The sequence below is a fragment of the Streptomyces sp. NPDC088400 genome (genome assembly GCF_044753355.1).
GTDB lineage: Bacteria > Actinomycetota > Actinomycetes > Streptomycetales > Streptomycetaceae > Streptomyces.
Map to the genome: position 1 here is coordinate 191,437 of NZ_JBIVMZ010000004.1, position 19,365 is coordinate 210,801.

The 19,365-nt window shown below is 68.5% G+C and carries 16 protein-coding genes; 11 read left to right on the top strand and 5 right to left on the bottom strand.

Translation table 11 applies throughout. From position 1 onward, the window contains the following. Positions 1-102: 102 nt before the first annotated feature. Both ACIQD6_RS12130 and ACIQD6_RS12135 read left to right on the top strand, forming a co-directional pair. The gene (locus tag ACIQD6_RS12130) at positions 103-1,710 is read left to right on the top strand and encodes an MFS transporter (protein WP_401881092.1); all 1,608 of its coding nucleotides are present in this window, start codon (positions 103-105) and stop codon (positions 1,708-1,710) included. Positions 1,711-2,077: 367 nt separating this feature from the next. Beyond that, positions 2,078-2,416, top strand: coding sequence for a peptidase inhibitor family I36 protein (locus ACIQD6_RS12135; RefSeq protein ID WP_401881706.1), 339 nt, complete (start codon positions 2,078-2,080; stop codon positions 2,414-2,416). A gap of 158 nt (positions 2,417-2,574) precedes the next feature. Here ACIQD6_RS12135 and aceE read toward each other — a convergent pair whose 3' ends face one another. Further along, positions 2,575-5,307, bottom strand: a complete 2,733-nt coding sequence (gene aceE, locus ACIQD6_RS12140; protein ID WP_401881094.1) for a pyruvate dehydrogenase (acetyl-transferring), homodimeric type — start codon at positions 5,305-5,307, stop codon at positions 2,575-2,577. A gap of 558 nt (positions 5,308-5,865) precedes the next feature. Between aceE and ACIQD6_RS12145 the strand changes: the two genes are divergently transcribed. The 6 genes from ACIQD6_RS12145 to ACIQD6_RS12170 all read left to right on the top strand — a co-directional run bounded on the left by ACIQD6_RS12145 (position 5,866) and on the right by ACIQD6_RS12170 (position 10,619). Further along, complete coding sequence (locus ACIQD6_RS12145; RefSeq protein ID WP_401881095.1) at positions 5,866-6,303, top strand: DUF3052 domain-containing protein; 438 nt, start codon at positions 5,866-5,868, stop codon at positions 6,301-6,303. Positions 6,304-6,488: 185 nt separating this feature from the next. Continuing rightward, positions 6,489-6,953, top strand: coding sequence for a peroxiredoxin (locus tag ACIQD6_RS12150; protein WP_401881097.1), 465 nt, complete (start codon positions 6,489-6,491; stop codon positions 6,951-6,953). Positions 6,954-7,106: 153 nt separating this feature from the next. Next, complete coding sequence (locus tag ACIQD6_RS12155; protein WP_401881099.1) at positions 7,107-7,682, top strand: TerD family protein; 576 nt, start codon at positions 7,107-7,109, stop codon at positions 7,680-7,682. 271 nt (positions 7,683-7,953) lie between these two features. Continuing rightward, on the top strand, positions 7,954-8,529 hold the full coding sequence (locus ACIQD6_RS12160) for a TerD family protein (RefSeq protein ID WP_401881101.1): 576 nt from the start codon (positions 7,954-7,956) through the stop codon (positions 8,527-8,529). 51 nt (positions 8,530-8,580) lie between these two features. Next, positions 8,581-9,717, top strand: a complete 1,137-nt coding sequence (locus ACIQD6_RS12165; protein WP_401881102.1) for a DUF475 domain-containing protein — start codon at positions 8,581-8,583, stop codon at positions 9,715-9,717. Between the two features lie 161 nt (positions 9,718-9,878). Further along, positions 9,879-10,619, top strand: a complete 741-nt coding sequence (locus ACIQD6_RS12170) for a Tellurium resistance (RefSeq protein WP_401881104.1) — start codon at positions 9,879-9,881, stop codon at positions 10,617-10,619. Between the two features lie 186 nt (positions 10,620-10,805). Here ACIQD6_RS12170 and ACIQD6_RS12175 read toward each other — a convergent pair whose 3' ends face one another. Beyond that, positions 10,806-11,672, bottom strand: a complete 867-nt coding sequence (locus ACIQD6_RS12175; RefSeq protein WP_401881106.1) for a TerD family protein — start codon at positions 11,670-11,672, stop codon at positions 10,806-10,808. Positions 11,673-11,872: 200 nt separating this feature from the next. On the opposite strand from ACIQD6_RS12175, the gene ACIQD6_RS12180 reads away from it, so the two are divergent. The 3 genes from ACIQD6_RS12180 (at position 11,873) to ACIQD6_RS12190 (ending at position 16,634) form a co-directional block, all read left to right on the top strand. Beyond that, entirely contained in the window at positions 11,873-13,036 is a 1,164-nt protein-coding gene (locus ACIQD6_RS12180; protein ID WP_401881108.1) for an HpcH/HpaI aldolase/citrate lyase family protein, read from the top strand. Between the two features lie 110 nt (positions 13,037-13,146). Next, a complete protein-coding gene (locus ACIQD6_RS12185; protein WP_401881110.1) occupies positions 13,147-15,720 on the top strand; it encodes a phosphoribosyltransferase in 2,574 nt (857 codons plus the stop codon). A gap of 86 nt (positions 15,721-15,806) precedes the next feature. Continuing rightward, a complete protein-coding gene (locus ACIQD6_RS12190) occupies positions 15,807-16,634 on the top strand; it encodes an HAD family hydrolase (protein ID WP_401881707.1) in 828 nt (275 codons plus the stop codon). Positions 16,635-16,719: 85 nt separating this feature from the next. Here the strand turns inward: ACIQD6_RS12190 and ACIQD6_RS12195 are convergent, their stop codons facing one another. The 3 genes from ACIQD6_RS12195 to ACIQD6_RS12205 form a co-directional block, all read right to left on the bottom strand. Further along, the gene (locus ACIQD6_RS12195; protein WP_401881112.1) at positions 16,720-16,944 is read right to left on the bottom strand and encodes a zinc ribbon domain-containing protein; all 225 of its coding nucleotides are present in this window, start codon (positions 16,942-16,944) and stop codon (positions 16,720-16,722) included. 86 nt (positions 16,945-17,030) lie between these two features. Beyond that, positions 17,031-17,591 carry a DUF4383 domain-containing protein gene (locus tag ACIQD6_RS12200; RefSeq protein WP_401881113.1) on the bottom strand — a complete coding sequence of 187 codons (561 nt, stop codon included), beginning with the start codon at positions 17,589-17,591 and terminating at the stop codon, positions 17,031-17,033. A gap of 260 nt (positions 17,592-17,851) precedes the next feature. Further along, complete coding sequence (locus tag ACIQD6_RS12205) at positions 17,852-19,201, bottom strand: hypothetical protein (protein ID WP_401881115.1); 1,350 nt, start codon at positions 19,199-19,201, stop codon at positions 17,852-17,854. Positions 19,202-19,365 lie beyond the last annotated feature (164 nt).

Genomic DNA, 19,365 nt, shown 5'->3' on the forward strand with positions numbered 1-19,365 from the left:
TTTCCTTGATCCGGCTTGCTCAGTGTAGTCGTGGGTCACCTGACAGCTACCGGCTTGTGAATTGGTTTGTCAACTGTCAGTCGCTGACATTATCTTCCGGATATGACTAGTCAGACTGCCGTCGACAAGGCGCCGCAGAGCCCGGAACCTCCACCATCGGCGCCGTCCGGAGGACTGCGCGGCCATCCCTGGCTGACCCTGTTCTCCGTCGCGATCGGCGTCATGATGGTGGCCCTGGACGGCACCATCGTCGCGATCGCCAACCCGGTCATCCGCGACGACCTCGGTGCCACCTTCGCCGATGTCCAGTGGATCACCAACGGGTACTTCCTCGCCCTCGCCGTGGCACTGATCACGGCCGGCAAGCTCGGTGACCGCTTCGGCCACCGGCAGACCTTCCTCGTCGGCGTGGTCGGTTTCGCCGTGGCCTCGGGGGCCATCGGCATGTCCAAGAGCATCGCGCTCGTGATCGGCTTCCGGGTGCTCCAGGGCCTCTTCGGCGCCCTGCTGATGCCCGCCGCGCTGGGTCTGCTGCGTGCCACGTTCCCCGCCGAGAAGCTCAACATGGCCCTCGGCGTCTGGGGCATGGTCATCGGCGCCTCCACCGCGGGCGGACCGATTATCGGCGGCGTACTGGTCGAGCATGTGAGCTGGCAGTCGGTCTTCTTCATCAACGTGCCGGTGGGTGTGGTGGCGCTGGTGACCGGCGCGCTGATCCTCAAGAACCACCGGGCCGAGAACGCCCCGAGGTCGTTCGACATTCTCGGTATCCTGCTGCTCTCCGCCGCCATGTTCTGTCTGGTCTGGGCGATCATCAAGGCCCCGGAATGGGGCTGGGGCGACGGGATGACCTGGCTTTTCATAGGCATCGCGCTGGCCTGCTTCGTACTCTTCGCGGTCTGGGAGACCAAGGTCGCGGAACCGCTCGTCCCGGTGGGCCTCTTCCGTTCCGTACCGCTGTCCGCCGGTGTGATCCTGATGGTGCTCATGGCCGTCGCCTTCCTCGGCGGCCTCTTCTTCGTCACCTTCTACCTTCAGAACGTGCACGGGATGAGCCCGGTCGACAGCGGTCTGCGTCTGCTGCCGCTCACCGGCATGATGATCGTCGGCTCGCCGCTGGCGGGTCTGGCGATCACGAAGCTGGGGCCGCGTATCCCGCTGGCCGGCGGCATGGTGCTCACGGCGGTCGCCATGTTCGGTATGTCCACCCTGGACACGGAGACCGGCACCGTGACCATGTCGATCTGGTTCGCGATGCTCGGTCTCGGTCTGGCCCCGGTGATGGTGGGCGCGACCGAGGTCATCGTGGGCAACGCCCCGATGGAGCTGTCCGGTGTGGCCGGCGGCCTTCAGCAGTCCGCGATGCAGATCGGCGGCAGCCTCGGTACGGCGGTGCTCGGCGCGGTCATGGCCTCGAAGGTCTCCTCCGACCTGCCCGGCAACTGGACCGGCGCCGGTCTGCCGCCGCTCACCGACGAGCAGGTCGGTCAGGCGACCGAGGCGGTCCAGGTCGGGGTGGCTCCGGTACCGCCGAACACCCCGGCGGCGATCGGCGAGAAGATCACGAGCGTCGCCCACGAGACCTTCATGTCCGGCATGGGGCTGGCCTGCCTGGTCGCGGCCGGTGTCGCGACCGTGGCGGTTTTTGTCGCCCTGCTGACGAAGCGCGGTGACAACGCGGACGCGGCGGGCGGAGGGGTGCACATCTGATGTCAATCCGCGGGTGACCCGACGTCAACTCCGTGCCTGTGACAGCCCCGCCGGAAGGTTCCGGCGGGGCTGTCGCCTATCCGGGTGGAGGGAGCCCGGACCCCCTTCCGCCGGCCGTGCGCCGCAGGTCAGGCTGCTGTCGAGCGAATCGCCGACCGGCTCGTGAACCGAGGCGTCGACCGACCTTTTCGCCGACCGATCCGATACGACACGGGGACTGATCCATATGCGCACGACCACATGCACCGGGACGCCGAAAGCCGTCTCCGCCGGCACGCCGAAGGGCGTCGCCCGTACGCCCGGCGCCGTCTCCGCCGGTACGCCGAAAAGGAGCTCCGCGCGGGCTCCGAAAGCCGTCGCCGTAGGGGTGCTGGCTGTCGCCGCCCTGCTGCCTCAGACCGTCGCCGAGGCCGCCCCGCCCCGGCTCGGCGAGTGCGCGGCGGGCGAACTGTGCCTCTGGGAGAAGGACGATTTCAAGGGCTCACGGCGGACGCATGAGCTGTCCAGCATCGACATCGACAGCTGTGTGCCGCTCCCGGCGGGCGTCACCGCCCACTCGCTGGCCAACCGCACCGGGCGGCCGGTGACCACCTATCAGTCCGAGGAGTGCGCGGAGACGGGGGAGTTCGAGACCTATCCGGGAGGTGGCACCTGGCTGCCCCGCTCGCCGTACCGCGTACGGGCGTTCAAGGTCTGGGAGACGTGACCGTCCTCCACGGCGGCGGGTGTCCACCGGCTGGGGAAAGCCGGAGGGCGGCGGAACAGACACGTTCCGCCGCCCTCCGGGGCCGCACATCAGCCCCGCGTACTACCGAGCCGCTGCTGCCACCACTGCCGTCACAGCCGAAGCCGTCGCCGCTACGGTCACGCGTCGCCGCCGGCTGCGCCCGGGTCGGCCGCCGATGCGTCCAGCAGCTGGTAGCGGTCCAGCGCCTGCTTCAGCACCGAGCGGTCGACCTTGCCCTCCTTGGCCAGCTCCGTGAGCACGCCCAGCACGATCGACTGCGCGTCGATGTGGAAGAAGCGACGGGCCGCGCCGCGCGTGTCCGCGAAGCCGAAGCCGTCCGCGCCCAGCGACTGGTACGTGCCGGGAACCCAGCGCGCGATCTGGTCGGGTACGGACCGCATCCAGTCGGAGACCGCCACGAACGGCCCCCGCGCGTCGGACAGCTTGCGCGTTACGTACGGAACGCGCTGCTCCTCCTCCGGGTGCAGCAGGTTGTGCCGCTCCACCTCGACGGCCTCGCGGCGCAGCTCGTTCCAGGACGTCGCCGACCAGACATCGGCCTTGACGTCCCACTCCTCGGCGAGGATCCGCTGTGCCTCCACCGCCCAGGGCACGGCCACACCGGACGCCATGATCTGCGCCGGGATCGATCCCTGCTCGGCCCGCTTGAAGCGGTGGATTCCCTTGAGGATGCCGTCGACATCCACATCGGCCGGCTCGGCGGGGTGCTGGATCGGTTCGTTGTAGACGGTGAGGTAGTAGAAGACGTCCTCGCTGTCCGCGCCGTACATCCGGCGCAGACCGTCCTTGACGATATGCGCGATCTCGAAGCCGTAGGCGGGGTCGTACGCGACACAGGCCGGGTTGGTCGAGGCCAGCAGCTGCGAGTGGCCGTCCGCGTGCTGGAGGCCCTCACCGGTCAGAGTCGTACGTCCGGCGGTCGCACCCAGCACAAAGCCGCGTGCGAGCTGGTCGGCCATCTGCCAGAACTGGTCACCGGTCCGCTGGAAGCCGAACATCGAGTAGAAGACGTACACCGGGATCAGCGGCTCGCCGTGCGTGGCGTAGGCCGAGCCCGCCGCGATCAGCGAGGCCGTACAGCCCGCCTCGGAGATGCCGTCGTGCAGCATCTGGCCGGTCGGCGACTCCTTGTACGCGAGCAGCAGCTCACGGTCCACGGACTCGTACTGCTGGCCCAGCGGGTTGTAGATCTTGGCGCTCGGGAAGAACGAGTCCATTCCGAACGTGCGGTACTCGTCGGGGGCGATCAGCACGAAGCGCTTGCCGATCTCCTTGTCCCGCATCAGGTCCTTGAGCAGCCGGACGAACGCCATGGTGGTGGCGATCGACTGCTGGCCCGACCCCTTCCGCACCGCCGCGTAGGTCTTGTCCTCCGGGAGATTCAGCGGCTTCGCGCGCACGACCCGGGTCGGTACGTACCCGCCCAGCGAACTGCGCTGGTCGTGCATGTACTGGATCTCCTCCGAGTCCCGGCCCGGGTGGTAGTACGGCGGCGCGCCGTCCTCCAGCTGCTGGTCCGTGATCGGGAGGTGCAGCCGGTCGCGGAAGCCCTTGAGGTCGGCGACGGTCAGCTTCTTCATCTGGTGGGTCGCGTTGCGGCCCTCGAAGTTCGGCCCGAGCGTCCAGCCCTTGACGGTCTGCGCCAGGATCACGGTCGGCTGGCCCGTGTGGGCCTTGGCCGCCGCGTACGCCGCGTAGACCTTCTTGTGGTCGTGCCCGCCGCGGCCCAGATGCAGGATCTGGTCGTCGGACATGTTCTCGACCATGGCGCGCAGCCGCTGGTCGTCACCGAAGAAGTGCTCACGGATGTACGCGCCGGTCTCCGTGGCGTACGTCTGGAACTGTCCGTCCGGCGTGGTGTTCAGCCGGTTGACCAGCACACCGTCGCGGTCCTGGGCGAGCAGCGGATCCCAGGAGCGGTCCCAGACCAGCTTGATCACATTCCAGCCGGCCCCGCGGAACTGCGACTCCAGCTCCTGGATGATCTTGCCGTTGCCGCGCACCGGGCCGTCGAGGCGCTGGAGGTTGCAGTTGACGACGAAGGTCAGGTTGTCCAGGCCCTCGCGGGCGGCGATGGACAGCTGGCCCAGCGACTCGGGCTCGTCCATCTCGCCGTCGCCCAGATACGCCCAGACATGGGAACCGGAGGTGTCGGCGATACCGCGCGCCTCCATGTAACGGTTCATCCGCGCCTGGTAGATCGCGCCGAGGGGGCCGAGGCCCATCGAGACGGTCGGGAACTCCCAGAAGTCCGGCATCAGCCGCGGGTGCGGGTAGCTGGACAGTCCGTTCGGAGCCTTCGACTTCTCCTGGCGGAACGCGTCGAGCTGGGCCTCGCTCAGCCGGTCGAGGAGAAAGGCGCGGGCGTAGATGCCGGGGGAGGCATGGCCCTGGAAAAAGATCTGGTCGCCGCCCTTGCCGTCGTCCTTGCCCCGGAAGAAGTGGTTGAAGCCCACGTCGTACAGGGAGGCGGAAGAGGCGAAGGTGGCGATGTGACCGCCCACGCCGATTCCCGGGCGCTGAGCGCGCGACACCATCACGGCCGCGTTCCAGCGGGTGGCGTTGAGGACCTTGCGTTCGATCTCCTCGTTGCCGGGGAAGAACGGCTCGTCCTTGGTCGCGATGGTGTTGATGTAGTCCGTGCTGCGCATCTCGGGCACGGCCACACGCTTCTCACGCGCGCGCTCGATCAGCCGGAGCATCAGATACCGGGCGCGTTCACGACCGCGCTCGTCGACAGCGGCATCGAGGGAGTCGAGCCACTCCTGGGTCTCTTCGGGATCGAAGTCCGGGACCTGGCTGGGAAGGCCGCCAATGATGATCGGGGTGCGATCGGATCCGGAAGCCACGCTTTTCCTTCGCTCGTCGTGTCGTGCCCCGCACGCGATCGATGCGGTGCACGCCGTCGGGATACTGCTTCTACGCGGGTTCTGCGTGGGCCCGGCGATCCGAAGGTTCTGCGGGTGTCTCACCGGAGCCCCGAGGGGGGTGGGCTCGTACGCCGTCTCCATCGTGTACCGCGACGACGCAAACGTCACCTCTACTGAGGAGTAACCCGCATTTCGCCAGGAAAACCAGGTTCGAGACCGGTCTCCGCGCGGGTCTGCGCGTCGCTTGAATCGCAACCTTACGCCCAACCCGGCTATGCGTTTCGTTCGGTCGTTCGGCTCTGATTGGCATACTGAAACGGCATAACATGGCAAAGGAGGAGGAAATATATGGCCTGCGTCACAGGGGTAGGTATCGAAGTGACAGGAGATGCGATGAAGAGGCCCGGATCGTCACCGTTTCGGCGGTCTCGGCGGCCGGGTACTTGCGCGATCCGTCCCGCCCGTGTGGACTACGGCCAGTGCCCCGCGTGCGCGCGTGGCTGAAGCATTTTCCGAAACATGATCAGGAGGCAATCCGTGAGCGCGACCGCGGACCACGCGGAGGAACGGACCAACCTGGCCGCAAGGCTGGGGTTCGAACCCGGACAGGTGGTCCAGGAGATCGGCTACGACGACGACGTCGAGCAGGAGCTCCGCGAGTCCATCGAGGCCGTCATCGGCCAGGAGCTCGTCGACGAGGATTACGAGGACGTGGCCGACGCCGTCCTTCTGTGGTTCCGTGACGAGGACGGCGACCTTACGGACGCGCTGGTGGACGCCATCGGTTTGATCGAGGACGGCGGAGCGGTCTGGCTGCTGACGCCCAAGACGGGCCGTGACGGCTACGTCGAACCGAGCGACATCAACGAGGCCGCCCAGACCTCGGGCCTGTCCCAGACCAAGAGCATCAGCGCCGGCAAGGACTGGAGCGCCAGCCGGCTCGTCACCCCCAAGGCGGCGAAGACGAAGCGCTGACGCCGAGCGCCGTATCGAGCGCGCAAGACACAGCAGCTCCCAGCGAGCGGCTTTTGAGGGCCCCCGCCGACCTCCCGTCGGCGGGGGCCCTGTGCGTAGGGTGGACGGCGCCTGACGGCATCCGATGCCATCGACGCGATGGGATCGGACAGCATCTGTTGAGCCACCTGAAAGGACGTTTCTCCATGGCGATCGAGGTCGGCACCCTCGCCCCGGACTTCGAACTGAAGGACAACCACGGGCGGACCGTGCGCCTGTCCGACTTCCGGGGGCCCGACGCGAAGAACGTGGTCCTGCTCTTCTATCCGTTCGCCTTCACCGGTGTCTGCACGGGCGAGCTGTGCGCGCTCCGCGACGAGCTTCCCTCGTTCGTCAACGAGGACACCCAGCTGCTCGCCGTCTCGAACGACTCCATCCACACCCTGCGGGTCTTCGCCGAGCAGGAGGGCCTGGAGTACCCGCTGCTGTCGGACTTCTGGCCGCACGGCGAGGTCTCGCGCGCGTACGGAGTGTTCGACGAGGACAAGGGGTGCGCCGTGCGGGGCACGTTCATCATCGACAAGGAAGGCATCGTGCGCTGGACCGTGGTGAACGGTCTGCCGGACGCGAGGGACCTCGACCAGTACGTCAAGGCGCTCGCCACCCTCTGAAATCCACCCGGGTCCCCCGAAATCGCACAGCGACGGGGAACCGGTCACTAGGATCCAGTCGTTGATCCGATGCCAACGCTTCAGGGGACGCGCGACCCGCGGGATCAGTCGCCGACCGCGGTCGCCGGACCCGAGAAACCATAGGGAGGACTCGTGGGAGTCAGCCTCAGCAAGGGCGGAAACGTCTCGCTGACCAAGGCCGCGCCCAACCTGACCGCGGTCACCGTGGGTCTGGGCTGGGATGTCCGTACGACCACCGGCAGTGACTTCGACCTCGACGCCAGCGCCCTGCTGACGAACGCCGAGGGCAAGGTCGCCATCGACGGCAACTTCATCTTCTTCAACAACCTCAAGAGCCCCGACGGATCCGTCGAGCACACCGGTGACAACCTCACCGGTGAGGGCGAGGGTGACGACGAGGCGATCAAGGTCAATCTGGCCACGGTCCCCGCCGACGTCGACAAGATCGTCTTCCCCGTCTCGATCTACGAGGCGGAGAGCCGCCAGCAGTCCTTCGGGCAGGTCCGCAACGCGTTCATCCGCGTCGTCAACCAGGCCGACAACAACGAGCTGGCGCGGTACGACCTGAGCGAGGACGCCTCGACGGAGACCGCGATGGTCTTCGGCGAGCTGTACCGCAACGGCGCGGAGTGGAAGTTCCGCGCCATCGGTCAGGGGTACGCCTCGGGCCTGCGCGGTATCGCGCAGGACTTCGGCGTCAACGTCTGAGCCGGCCGGGCTCGGTTCCTCCGTGTCCGGCGCCGCACAGCTCCTGTTGTGCGGCGCCGGACACGCCTGCCGGGGGTTGTGGGCGCTCCGGCCGCGCCACGCGCCCCGTACGCGCTCACGTCCCGCGTACACGCATCGGTGCGGGACGTCCCGTACATGCATCGATACGGGTACGAGCGGCATGAACAGGGCGTGAACGGGCATGACGTCAGGCGCGCACAGGCCTGTTCGGCCGGCTCGCAGCACATCACCTCGGGGAGGACTCACCGTCATGGGCGTCACACTCGCAAAGGGAGGCAATGTCTCCCTCTCCAAGGCCGCACCCAACCTCACCCAGGTGTTGGTCGGGCTCGGCTGGGACGCGCGTTCCACCACCGGAGCCGACTTCGACCTCGACGCCAGCGCACTCCTGTGCCAGGCCGGCCGGGTCCTCGGCGACGAGTGGTTCATTTTTTACAACAATCTGATCAGTCCGGACGGATCCGTCGAGCACACCGGTGACAATCTGACGGGTGAGGGCGAGGGAGACGACGAGTCCCTGCTGGTCGACCTCTCCAAGGTGCCGGAGGGCTGCGACAAGATCGTCTTTCCGGTCTCGATCCATGACGCCGACAACCGCGGCCAGACATTCGGCCAAGTCAGCAACGCCTTCATCCGGGTGGCCAACCAGGCCGACGGCCAGGAGCTGGCGCGTTACGACCTCAGCGAGGACGCCTCCACGGAGACCGCGATGATCTTCGGCGAGCTCTACCGCTATGGCGCTGAGTGGAAGTTCCGGGCCGTGGGGCAGGGGTACGCGTCGGGCCTGAGGGGCATCGCTCTAGACTTCGGGGTCAACGTTTCGTAAAGCAGCACTCTGCGCGGGGGAATACCCGTTAATCACCAGATGGGGTAGCCAGTGATCCTGAAAACCTTCGGCTGGTCGTTCGCCATCACGGCGATCGGCCTCGCCTTCGCGGCCTGGCAGTGGGGGTGGGAGGCGTTCGGGATCGTACTGATCCTGTCGATCCTAGAGATCTCGCTGTCGTTCGACAACGCGGTCGTCAATGCCGGTGTTCTGAAGAAGATGAACGCCTTCTGGCAGAAGATCTTCCTCACCATCGGCATCCTCGTCGCGGTGTTCGGTATGCGACTGGTCTTCCCTGTCGTCATCGTCGCCATCAGTGCCAAAGTCGGCCCCATCGAGGCCGTCGAACTCGCGATGGACAATCCCGAGAGGTACGAAGCGCTGGTCACGGACGCCCATCCGGCGATCGCGGCCTTCGGTGGCATGTTCCTGTTGATGATCTTCCTCGACTTCGTCTTCGAGGAGCGGGACATCAAGTGGCTGAGCTGGCTGGAGCGTCCGCTGGCCAAGCTCGGCAAGGTCGACATGCTGTCGGTCTGCATCGCGCTGATCGTTCTCCTCGGCACGGCACTGACCTTCGCCACCCACGCCCACACCAGCACCGGCACCCAGGACAAGTCGGCCACCGTGCTGCTCGCCGGCGTCGCCGGTCTGATCACCTACCTCGTCGTGGGCGGACTCTCGGGCTACTTCGAGAACCGGCTGGAGGAGCAGGAGGAACACGAGCAGGAGGAAGAGGCGAAGGCGCGGGCCGAGGGCAAGGAAGTGTCCGCGGTCGGCCTGGCCGGCAAGGCCGCGTTCTTCCTCTTCCTCTACCTGGAGGTCCTGGACGCGTCCTTCTCCTTCGACGGAGTGATCGGCGCCTTCGCGATCACGAACCACATCTTCTGGATGGCGCTGGGTCTCGGTATCGGTGCCATGTACGTCCGTTCGCTCACGGTCTACCTGGTCCGCGAGGGCACCCTGGACGACTACGTCTACCTGGAGCACGGCGCGCACTACGCGATCGGTGCGCTGGCCGTGATCCTGCTGATCACCATTCAGCACTCGATCCACGAAGTCATCACAGGTCTGGTGGGTATTGTCCTGATCGCGGCCTCGTTCTGGTCCTCGGTCCGCCGTAACAAGGCGATCGAGGCGCAGGCCGGTAAGGATCCCGACGAGGACAAGACGGCGCTGCCCGTCTGACGCCGTGCTCCGGTGAGCCCTCTGGTGAGCCGGTCCTCCGGGGTGTGATCCGGAGGGGTTTTCGGGAACGCTCTCAACGGGGCGGCCGGGAGGCGGAAGCCTCCGGGCCGCCCCGTTGTTCCGTGTGGTGGTGGCGAGTTGACGACAGAGGTGGGGTGGGCATGGCCTTCTGGGACAATCTGTGGCAGGGACAAAGGGCATCGCAATTCGATTCGGGCAGTGCCGCATCCAACTCCATCGGGCTGACCAAGCGACACCCCACGGTCTCGCTCTCCAAGCAGGGGGCGGCCACCGGCAATCTGCGGGTCAACCTCTCCTGGCAGATGCGTACGTCCGACATCGGGGGACGGTCCAAGCAGAGCGGCCGGCTGCTGGGCAACCCCCTCAAACTCTTCAAGCCCGAAGTGGTGCAGGCCCATACACAGGGCGTGGTCAATGTGGACCTGGACCTCGGCTGCATGTACGAACTGAAGGACGGCAGCAAGGGCGTGGTACAGCCGCTGGGTAATTTCCTGGGGGATCTCAACGAAGCGCCGTACATCAAGCTCAGCGGTGACGACCGGTTCGGGGCCGCGTCGGGCGAGACGGTCTACGTCAATCTCGACCACCGCGAGGAGTTCAAGCGGCTGCTGTTCTTCGTCTACATCTATGACCAGACGCCTGCCTTCGACCGTACGCACGCCACGGTGACGCTGTATCCGAGCAACGGCCCGCGCGTCGAGATCGAACTGGACGAGCACGCTCCCGAGGCCCGGTCCTGTGCGGTGTTCTCGCTGGAGAACGTCAAGGGCGAGCTGGTCGTACGGCGTGAGGTGAAGTTCGTCTACGGCTTCCAGGCGGAGCTGGACCGGCTGTACGGCTGGGGCCTCCAGTGGGGGCGTGGCTACAAGACGAAGACCTGAGGGGTGGCCGTGAGCGGGGGTCGCCGGGGTGTCCCCGGCGACCGGAGCGGCCATGGCTTACCCGGGTGCCCGGCGAGAGCGGGGCACCCGGGTAAGCCCGGACATCGGCGACGGCCCGGGTGTCAGCGACGTCTCGGCTGTCGGCGACGGCGTGGGCGCCCGTGGAGGTTCGGGCGCCCACGGAGGTCAGCGGGCGAACTGCGGCCCCATCGGAGGCAGCCGGAAGTTGGGATCGGGCGCGGGCGCCGCTGCCGCGGCCGGCTGCGGGTAGCCGTAGGCGGGCTGCGGCGAGGACACCGGCTGCGGATAGCCGTACGTGGGCTGGGCCGCGGGCAGGGGCGGCTGTGGGTATCCGTACGCCGGCGGGCCGACCGGCTGGGCGGGCGGCTGGGCCGGTGGCGGCGGCAGCTGGGCGGACGGCCCGGGGAGCGCCGAGGTGACGGCCGAAGGGTCGGCCGAAAGATCGGCCGACGGATCGGTGCCGGGCTCGTCCGCGGCTTCCGTGTCGTCCACCGAGATACCGAAGGCCGTGGCCAGGCCGACCAGACCGGTCGGATAGCCCTGCCCCACGGCACGGAACTTCCAGCTGTCCCCGCGCCGGTAGAGCTCGCCGCAGATGATGGCGGTCTCCTCGCCGGTCTCCGGCCGGACGTCGAAGACGGCCAGCGGTTCGCCGTCGGCCGAGGCGGCGTCGTACAGCAGGATCCGAAGATCGTTCACATGCTGGAAGGTCGCGCCGTCGGTGGAGGCCGCCAGCACCACCTGTTCGACCGAGGCGTCGAGCGCGGTGAGATCGGCCTCGACCGCATCGGTCAGCGCCTCACCGGCCTGTTTCTTGGGCAGCCGTCGTACCAGACCCGACGGATGCCGCGGCTGGTTGTAGAAAATGAAGTCCTCGTCGGAACGCACCCGGCCCTCTGCCCCGAGCAGCAGGGCGGAGACATCCACATCAGGGATCCCGGGGCCCGGGGACCAGTGCAGCACGGCTCGTACGGCCATGGCATCGAGAGGGACGTTCGAGCCCTTCAGCATCGCGTGCGTCATGTCGGTCATCCTGCCCTCCCGGTACCCGCGCGGACAACGTGGGCCTGGTCCACGTAGGTTCGGCGGGCCCGGAGGCACGCACAGAGCAGCGGCGTGAAGCGGACGGGTTACCGGGATTTCATCTACCTGGGGAACTCTTGACACCCACCCATACGTACTATTACCGGCCACATGACCAACGGGCCAATGAGGCAGTACGGGGGATTTAAATGCGTCATTTCGGGCATATCTCGCCTGCTGTCAGGGAGGGCCTGTTCCACCAGGAGCCGTGCGAGTTCAGCTCGGACTCCCCGGCCTGGCTGCTGTCGGCCGCTCTGGGAGCCACGCTCTACAGCCCGGCGACCCGGCCCCGGCTCGCCGACGACGTGGTGAAGCAGACCGGGCGCGGAGTCGTCTCCATGGTGCTCTGCCTGGAGGATTCCATCCATGACTCCGAGGTCGAGGAGGCCGAGACGAACCTCGTCCGGCAGTTCAAGGATCTTGAGGAGCGGGGCGCCGAGGCCCCCTTGCTGTTCATCCGGGTCCGGGAGCCGGAGCAGATTTCCGACCTCGTACGGAGGCTGGGAACCGCCGTCCGGCTGCTGTCCGGATTTGTACTTCCCAAATTCACCGAGGAGCGCGGGACACCCTTCCTGGAGGCGCTCGTCGACGCGGAGAGCGTGAGCGGCCGCAGGCTCTACGCGATGCCGGTGCTCGAATCGCCCGAGCTGCTGCATCTGGAGAGCAGGACCACGACACTCACCGGGATCGCCAACGTGGTCGACAAGTACCGCGACCGGGTGCTCGCGCTGCGCCTGGGCGTCACCGACTTCTGCTCGGCGTACGGCCTGCGCCGGTCGCCGGACATGACGGCGTACGACGTACGCATCGTGGCCGCGGTCATCGCGGACGTGGTCAATGTGCTGGGCCGCGCCGACGGCTCGGGCTTCACGATCACCGGTCCTGTCTGGGAGTACTTCCGGCTTCAGGAGCGCATGTTCAAGCCGCAGCTGCGCCGCAGCCCCTTCCTCGAAGGCCGCGCCGAGGAGCTGCGTACGGCCCTGATCGAGCACGACATCGACGGACTGCTGCGCGAGATCGAGCTGGACCGGGCCAACGGACTGCTGGGCAAGACCTGCATCCATCCCTCGCACGTCCCGCCCGTCCACGCGCTGTCGGTCGTCAGTCACGAGGAGTTCAGCGACGCCCAGGACATCCTGCGGCCGGAGCGCGGCGGCGGAGGTGTGCTGCGCTCGGCGTACACGAACAAGATGAACGAGGTGAAGCCCCACCGGGCCTGGGCCGAGCGCACTCTTCAGCGGGCCGAGGTCTTCGGTGTCGCGCGCGCGGACGTCGGCTTCGTGGAGCTGCTCACCGCCGGCCTGGCCGAGTGACCGGGCCGGTACGGTCCGGATGGGCCGGGTCGCCGAGTGGCGGTTCGCCTGGGGATGGGGCGCCGACGGGCGGTTCGTCTGCGGGTGGGCCAGTGAGGTCCGGGTCGGTGATGGCCGGACATACGACGAAGGAAGAGATCGCCAACATGGTGGTGTGGTCGGGGACATGGGTCGCTGAACGGCTGGGAGTCGAGCTCGCCGGTGGCGAGGGGCTGCGGGACCTGCTCGGCCTGGCCCTGCGCCGGAACCCGAAGCGGGCGCACCTCCTCGTCTCGAACGTGCTGGGCAAGCATGTGCCTCAGCATCCCGGCGTCGTCTACGGGACAGGCGTCGAACTGGGCGGGCGCGTACGGGATCTGCTGGGTGCCGACGTGGAGCGGGCGGTGGTGCTCGGCTATGCCGAGACGGCGACCGGCCTGGGCCACTCGGTCGCGGACGGCGTGCTCAGTGCTCCGTATCTCCACTCCACCCGCCGCCCGGTCCCGGGGGCCGAGAGGTCGGGCGGCTTCGAGGAGTCGCACTCGCACCACACCTCACATCTGCTGCTGCCCGAGGACACCGGACTGCTCGCCTCGGGCGGCCCGCTGATCCTTGTCGACGACGAGTTCTCGACGGGCAACACCGTCCTGAACACCATCCGTTCGCTTCACGAGCGTTACCCCCGTGCCTGGTACGTCATCGTCGCCCTGGTCGATATGCGCTCGGCGGCCGACCAGGGGCGGCTCTCGGAGTTCGCCCGGGAGATCGGGGCCCGTGTCGATCTGGTCACCCTGGCGACCGGGACGGTCCAACTGCCGGACGGCGTCCTGGAGAAGGGCCAGGCGCTGGTGGCGGAGTACGAGGAGAAGGCCCAGGGCGGGAGTGGGACGGAAGCTGAGCGGGGTACCGGGACGGAACTCGGCGCCGTGTCCCGGGTGGTGCTCGACTGGCCGGCCGGGCTTCCGGACGGCGGCCGTCACGGCTTCACCCCCGACCACCGGGCCCGGCTGGAGTCCGCGCTGCCGTCCATGGCCGCAGCCGTGGCCGACGAACTGGGCGATGCCCGGCGCATACTGGTCCTCGGCTTCGAGGAGCTGATGTACGCCCCCCTGCGGCTGGCCGAGGCCCTGGAGCGGACCTCCGACTCCGACGCCGAGGTGCGGTATTCCACGACGACGCGTTCGCCCGTGCTGGCGGTGGACGACCCCGGATACGCGATACGCAGCCGTCTCGTCTTCCCCGCCCACGACACCGAGGCGTTCCCGGACGGCGAAGGCATCGGTGACCGGTACGCGTACAACGTCGCGGGCGGCGGCTTCGACGCCGTGGTCGCCGTGGTCGACTCCCTGGCCGACTCTCCCGAACTGCACGCGCCCGGCGGTCTGTTGGAGCAGCTCGCCGCACACATACCCCGCGTGGTCCTGACCGTCGTCCCGTCGTATCTCCCCGCCTCCTCCGCTCTCCCCGCCTCCTCCGCTCTCTCGACCACTCCCTCGTCTCTCCCCGCCTCCTCATCTCTCCCCACCACTCCCTCGCGCGACGCTGAACGGCAGGAACTCGCCATGCTGCCCGACCCCCTCCGTGGCCCCGCCTTCTCCTCCTACGCGCCCGACGACGTGGGCTGGCTGCTCCAGGACCTGTCCGACGTAAAACTGGAGGCCCCGACGGAGGAGCGCGAGGAGGCGGTCCAGAGCGGCGGTGCGCACTACGCCGAATCGCTTCCGGTCGAATACCAGCCCAGCGCCCAGTACCAGCAGCTGTTCACATCCGCTCTGGAGACCTCGGCCGCCCGTATCGCACGGGCCGTGGGCACCGTCACCGAGACCGTGCTCGCCGAGCGTTCGCCCCGCCCGGTCCTGGTCTCGCTGGCCCGCGCCGGTACCCCCGTCGGCGTCCTGATGCGCCGCTGGGCCCAGCGGCGGCACGGACTGGACCTGCCGCACTACGCCGTCTCCATCGTGCGTGGCCGGGGCATCGACGCCAACGCCCTGCGCTGGCTCGCCGCCCACCACGATCCCGCCGACGTCGTCTTCGTCGACGGCTGGACCGGCAAGGGGGCGATCACTCGTGAACTGGCCGAGGCTCTCGCCGAGTTCGACGGCTTCAACCCCGAGATCGCGGTCCTCGCCGACCCGGGCGGCTGCGTACGGACCTATGGCACCCGCGAGGACTTCCTCGTACCCTCCGCCTGCCTCAACTCGACCGTCTCCGGGCTGATTTCCCGTACGGTCCTACGATCCGACCTGGTCGGCCCGTACGACTTCCACGGCGCCAAGCACTACCGCGAACTGGCCGACACCGATGTCTCCGGCTACTTCGTGGACACCGTCGCCGCCCGCTTCGACGAGGTCACGGACGCCGTGGACGCCGAGGTCAAGGAGCTGCTCGCGGCGGACCGGGCGCCCACCTGGGAGGGCTGGGCGGCGGTCGAGCGGATCAGCGAGCAGTACGGCATCCACGACGTGAACCTCGTCAAGCCGGGGGTGGGGGAAACGACCCGCGTCCTGCTGCGCCGCGTTCCCTGGAAGGTTCTCGCCCAGCGCGACGCGGGCGCCGACCTCGACCACGTACGGCTGCTCGCCGAGCAGCGTGGTGTGCCCGTGGAGGAGGTCGACGGACTCCCGTACTCCTGTGTCGGGCTGATCCACCCGAAGTACACGCGTGGCGCGACCGGAGCGGACGGCAAAGCGGTGGTCGCACCGTGAACACCTCTTACGACGCGACTCCTTACGACGCGACTCCTTACGACGGGACCCCATACGCCGTGAACACACCCGAGAACGCGTCCGCGATGTCACGGGTCCTGGTCGCCAGCGATCTGGACCGCACCCTCATCTATTCGGCGGCGGCGCTCCAGCTCCCGATGCCGGATGCCGAGGCTCCCCGGCTGCTCTGCGTCGAGATGTACGAGAGCAAGCCACTGTCGTATCTCACGGAGACGGCCGCCGGGCTGCTCGCCCAACTCGCCCGTGCCACGGTCTTCGTACCGACGACCACGCGCACCCGCGAGCAGTACGCCCGTATCCATCTGCCGGGTCCGGAACCGGAGTTCGCGATCTGCGCCAACGGCGGGCATCTGCTGGTCGACGGGGTGTCCGACCCCGACTGGCAGGCGCGGGTGGTCCGCCGGCTGGCCGAGGAGTGCGCCCCTCTCGCCGAGGTCCGCGCACATCTGCTCGCCGCCGCCGACCCCGCGTGGCTCCTCAAGGAGCGGATCGCGGAAGATCTCTTCGCCTATCTGGTGGTGGACCGCGCCCTGCTGCCCGACGGCTGGGTGAAGGAACTCGCCGAGTGGGCGGGAAGCCGTGGCTGGACCGTCTCTCTCCAGGGCCGCAAGATCTACGCCGTACCGCAGCCGCTCACGAAGAGCGCCGCGATGCGCGAGGTGGCCCGTAGGGCCGGTGCCGAACTCACCCTCGCGGCAGGCGATTCGCTTCTCGACGCCGACCTGCTGCTGGCCGCCGACCGTGCCTGGCGTCCGGGCCACGGCGAACTCGCCGACTCCGGCTGGAGCGCCCCGCACGTCGAGGTGCTCACGGAGACGGGCGTCGCGGCGGGCGAGGAGATCCTCCGCCGCCTCAGCTTCGCCGCCGCCCCGGACGGGCCTGACCCGGTCTGAGCCCGCCCCGGACGGGCCCGCTCCGGTCTGAGCCCGCTCCGGTCTGAGCCCGCTCCGGTCTGAGCCCGGCCCGGTTCGAGGCGGATCAGCCGCAGCAACCACCGCCGCAGCACCCGCCGCCTCCGCCGCCACCGGCCGCCGGGCCGGGGGCGCCGCCCTTGGCGGTTCCGCCGACGGCCACGGTGGAGAGGAGCTTCACGGTGTCGTCGGGCCCGGCCGGGCACGACGCGGGGGCCGAGGATTCCGACATCGGGCGGCTGAGTTCGAAGGTGTCACCACAGGAGCGGCAGCGGTACTCGTAACGAGGCATAGAGGCAGGTTATCCGGCCCGGCGGACGACCGCCCAGCCGTTGCGGAGGCGGACCTGAACCGTCCGGCACGCCCGTCCGGCTAGGCCTATCCGACGCCCACCCGGCCGAGGCGCCCCCTGGCCCTGTCGCGCTGCTCGCGCTCCGCCTGCTCCGGGTGGCGGGCCCGCCAGTACGGATTGTCGTGCGGCAGGCTGCCGCTGACTCTTCCGTACATCCCGAAGAACATGAGCATCACCCCGACCACGAAGCTGAACAGCACATTCTGGATATGGAAGGCGAGGAAGTTGTAACTGGTGTCCAGCAGGGCGAGGTTGACGAAGCCGCTGGCGATGAAGAGCACGCCGAGGACCATGTTCAGGGTCGAGGCGATGTTCCCGCCGACCACCATCCCGACGAGGAGGATCAGCCCGACACAGATGGACAGCACACTCAGCGCGCCGTTGGTGTTGAGGCCCGCGACCGTGTCGCCGCCGGTGTCGAAGAAGCCGATCTTGTCGATCAGTCCGAGGACTCCGAAGATGATCAGGATCAGGCCCATCAGCCCGGCCCCGATGCGGTAGACCTGGTTGAGGCGGTGGTCGAGGGGGAGCTGTTCGTCGAGCCTGACATGCCGCCGCGGCGGGGGACGGAGCGCTTGGGTGGCCATGAGCGGTCTCCTTGTGTCTCCTGGCGGTGTAGGTACGTATGGGGCTACTGAGTACCCCTCCAGGATCCGCCCACCATGACCAGGGGACAAATCAGGGCGAAGTGGGCTGGTGGTGAGCTGGTGACGGGCGCGAATCAGGCGTGAGACAGGCGCCAGAACGGCGCGGACCGAGTGCGAAACCGGGTGCGAAACCGGGGCACGGACCGAGCTCGATTCAGCCGCCGTTCAGCCGCCGCCGTGCCCGACGGACCGAACTCGATTCAGCCGCCGCCGTGTCCGGCCGCCGCGCCCCGCTCCTCACGGATGTCCGAGACCACCTGGGCCACGGCCTCCCGTACCGCCTCGGTCTCCGTAAGAAAGTGCCAGTAGTCGGGGTGGCGGCCCTCCAGCGCGGCCACCGCCCGGTCCAGCCTGGCCACGGATCCGTCCAGGGGGCGGGCATGGCGGGGCTCGGGAGTGTTCCGCCCGGTCATGGCCAGCCGCTGCGCGTCCCGGATCGCGAACCGGGTGCGGTCGATCTCCTGCTGCGGGTCCTTCGATACGGCGTTCAACCGTTGCAGCCGGTCACCGGCTGCGGAGACCGCCTCATCGGTGCTGTTCAGCAGGGCCCGTGCCGTAGCGAGCCGCGATGTCGCGTCCGCCCACCGCTGCTCCGTGCGCGCCTGGCCGGCTTCCTTGAGCTTCTCCTCGGCCTGGCGGACGCTGGTCGCGGCGTGGTCGGGGACGTGCTGGAGATCCTGCCAGCAGGCGGCGGTGAAGCGACGGCGCAGCTCGCTGAGGATGGGCTCCACGGAGCCCGCGCGGTTGGTCAGGGCCTGCGCGCGGGTACGCAGCGACACCAGACGCCGGTCTATCTCCTGAGCGCGCTCCGGCAGCCGCTCGGCTTCCGTACGGACGGCCTCGGCGTCACGGAGCACCCGGTCGGCGCGCTGGAGGGTCTCCGGAACGCCGTGCCGGCCGGCGCCCTCGTTGAGCCTGGTCAGCTCGGGCCCGAGCTGGGCGAGACGGGTGGCCAGCTCGTCCGCGCGCAGCCCGGAGGCGCGCACCGTGTCGAGGGCATTGCTCGCGCCGAGGAGCGCCTGCCGTGCGCGCTCCACCGCCGGGGCGAGCCGTGCCAGCTGCGTCTCGGCCTTGTCCAGCAGCGGCCCGAGCCCCTGCTCGAACCGGTCCAGTTCGCTCTTGACCCGATTCAGCTCGTCCTTGGCCCGCGTCAGCTCGCCGCGGGCCTTGGAGGCGACCGACGGCTCCAGGTCGTCGCGGTCCAGGTCGTGCGCGTCCACGGCGCTGATGTAGCCCTGGCTCACTTCGTCGATACGCTGCCCCAGGACGGCGAAGTCCGACACGGCCTTACGGGCACCCGGCGAACTGTCCACCGCCGTGATCGTCTCTATCGAGATCCGCAGATCGCGCTGGGCCGTGTCCAACTCGTAGAACGCCGCCGCCGCGTCGTCCTTCGCCGCCTGGGCGTCGGCCCGCTGGCTCTCCCCGCGACCGCCGAACCAGCGCCTCGTACCCCCACCGGCGAAGGCGGCCGGCAGCGCGGCGACGACCAGTGGTACCGGCAGCAGCACGAGCGTGAGGACATCCCGGACCCCACGGCCGACGCGCACCGCTGGTACGGCACGAACCGCTGTTACGTCTACGTCGCTTTCCGCCTGGACGGCACTCGGCTTCGCTCTCGCGTGCGGCTGCGTGTGCGACTGCGCGTGTGTGGCCGTCACATCCCTCTCCCGTGCCGAGTTCGCCCTGCCTGGTCCATTCTCCCACCAGGTAA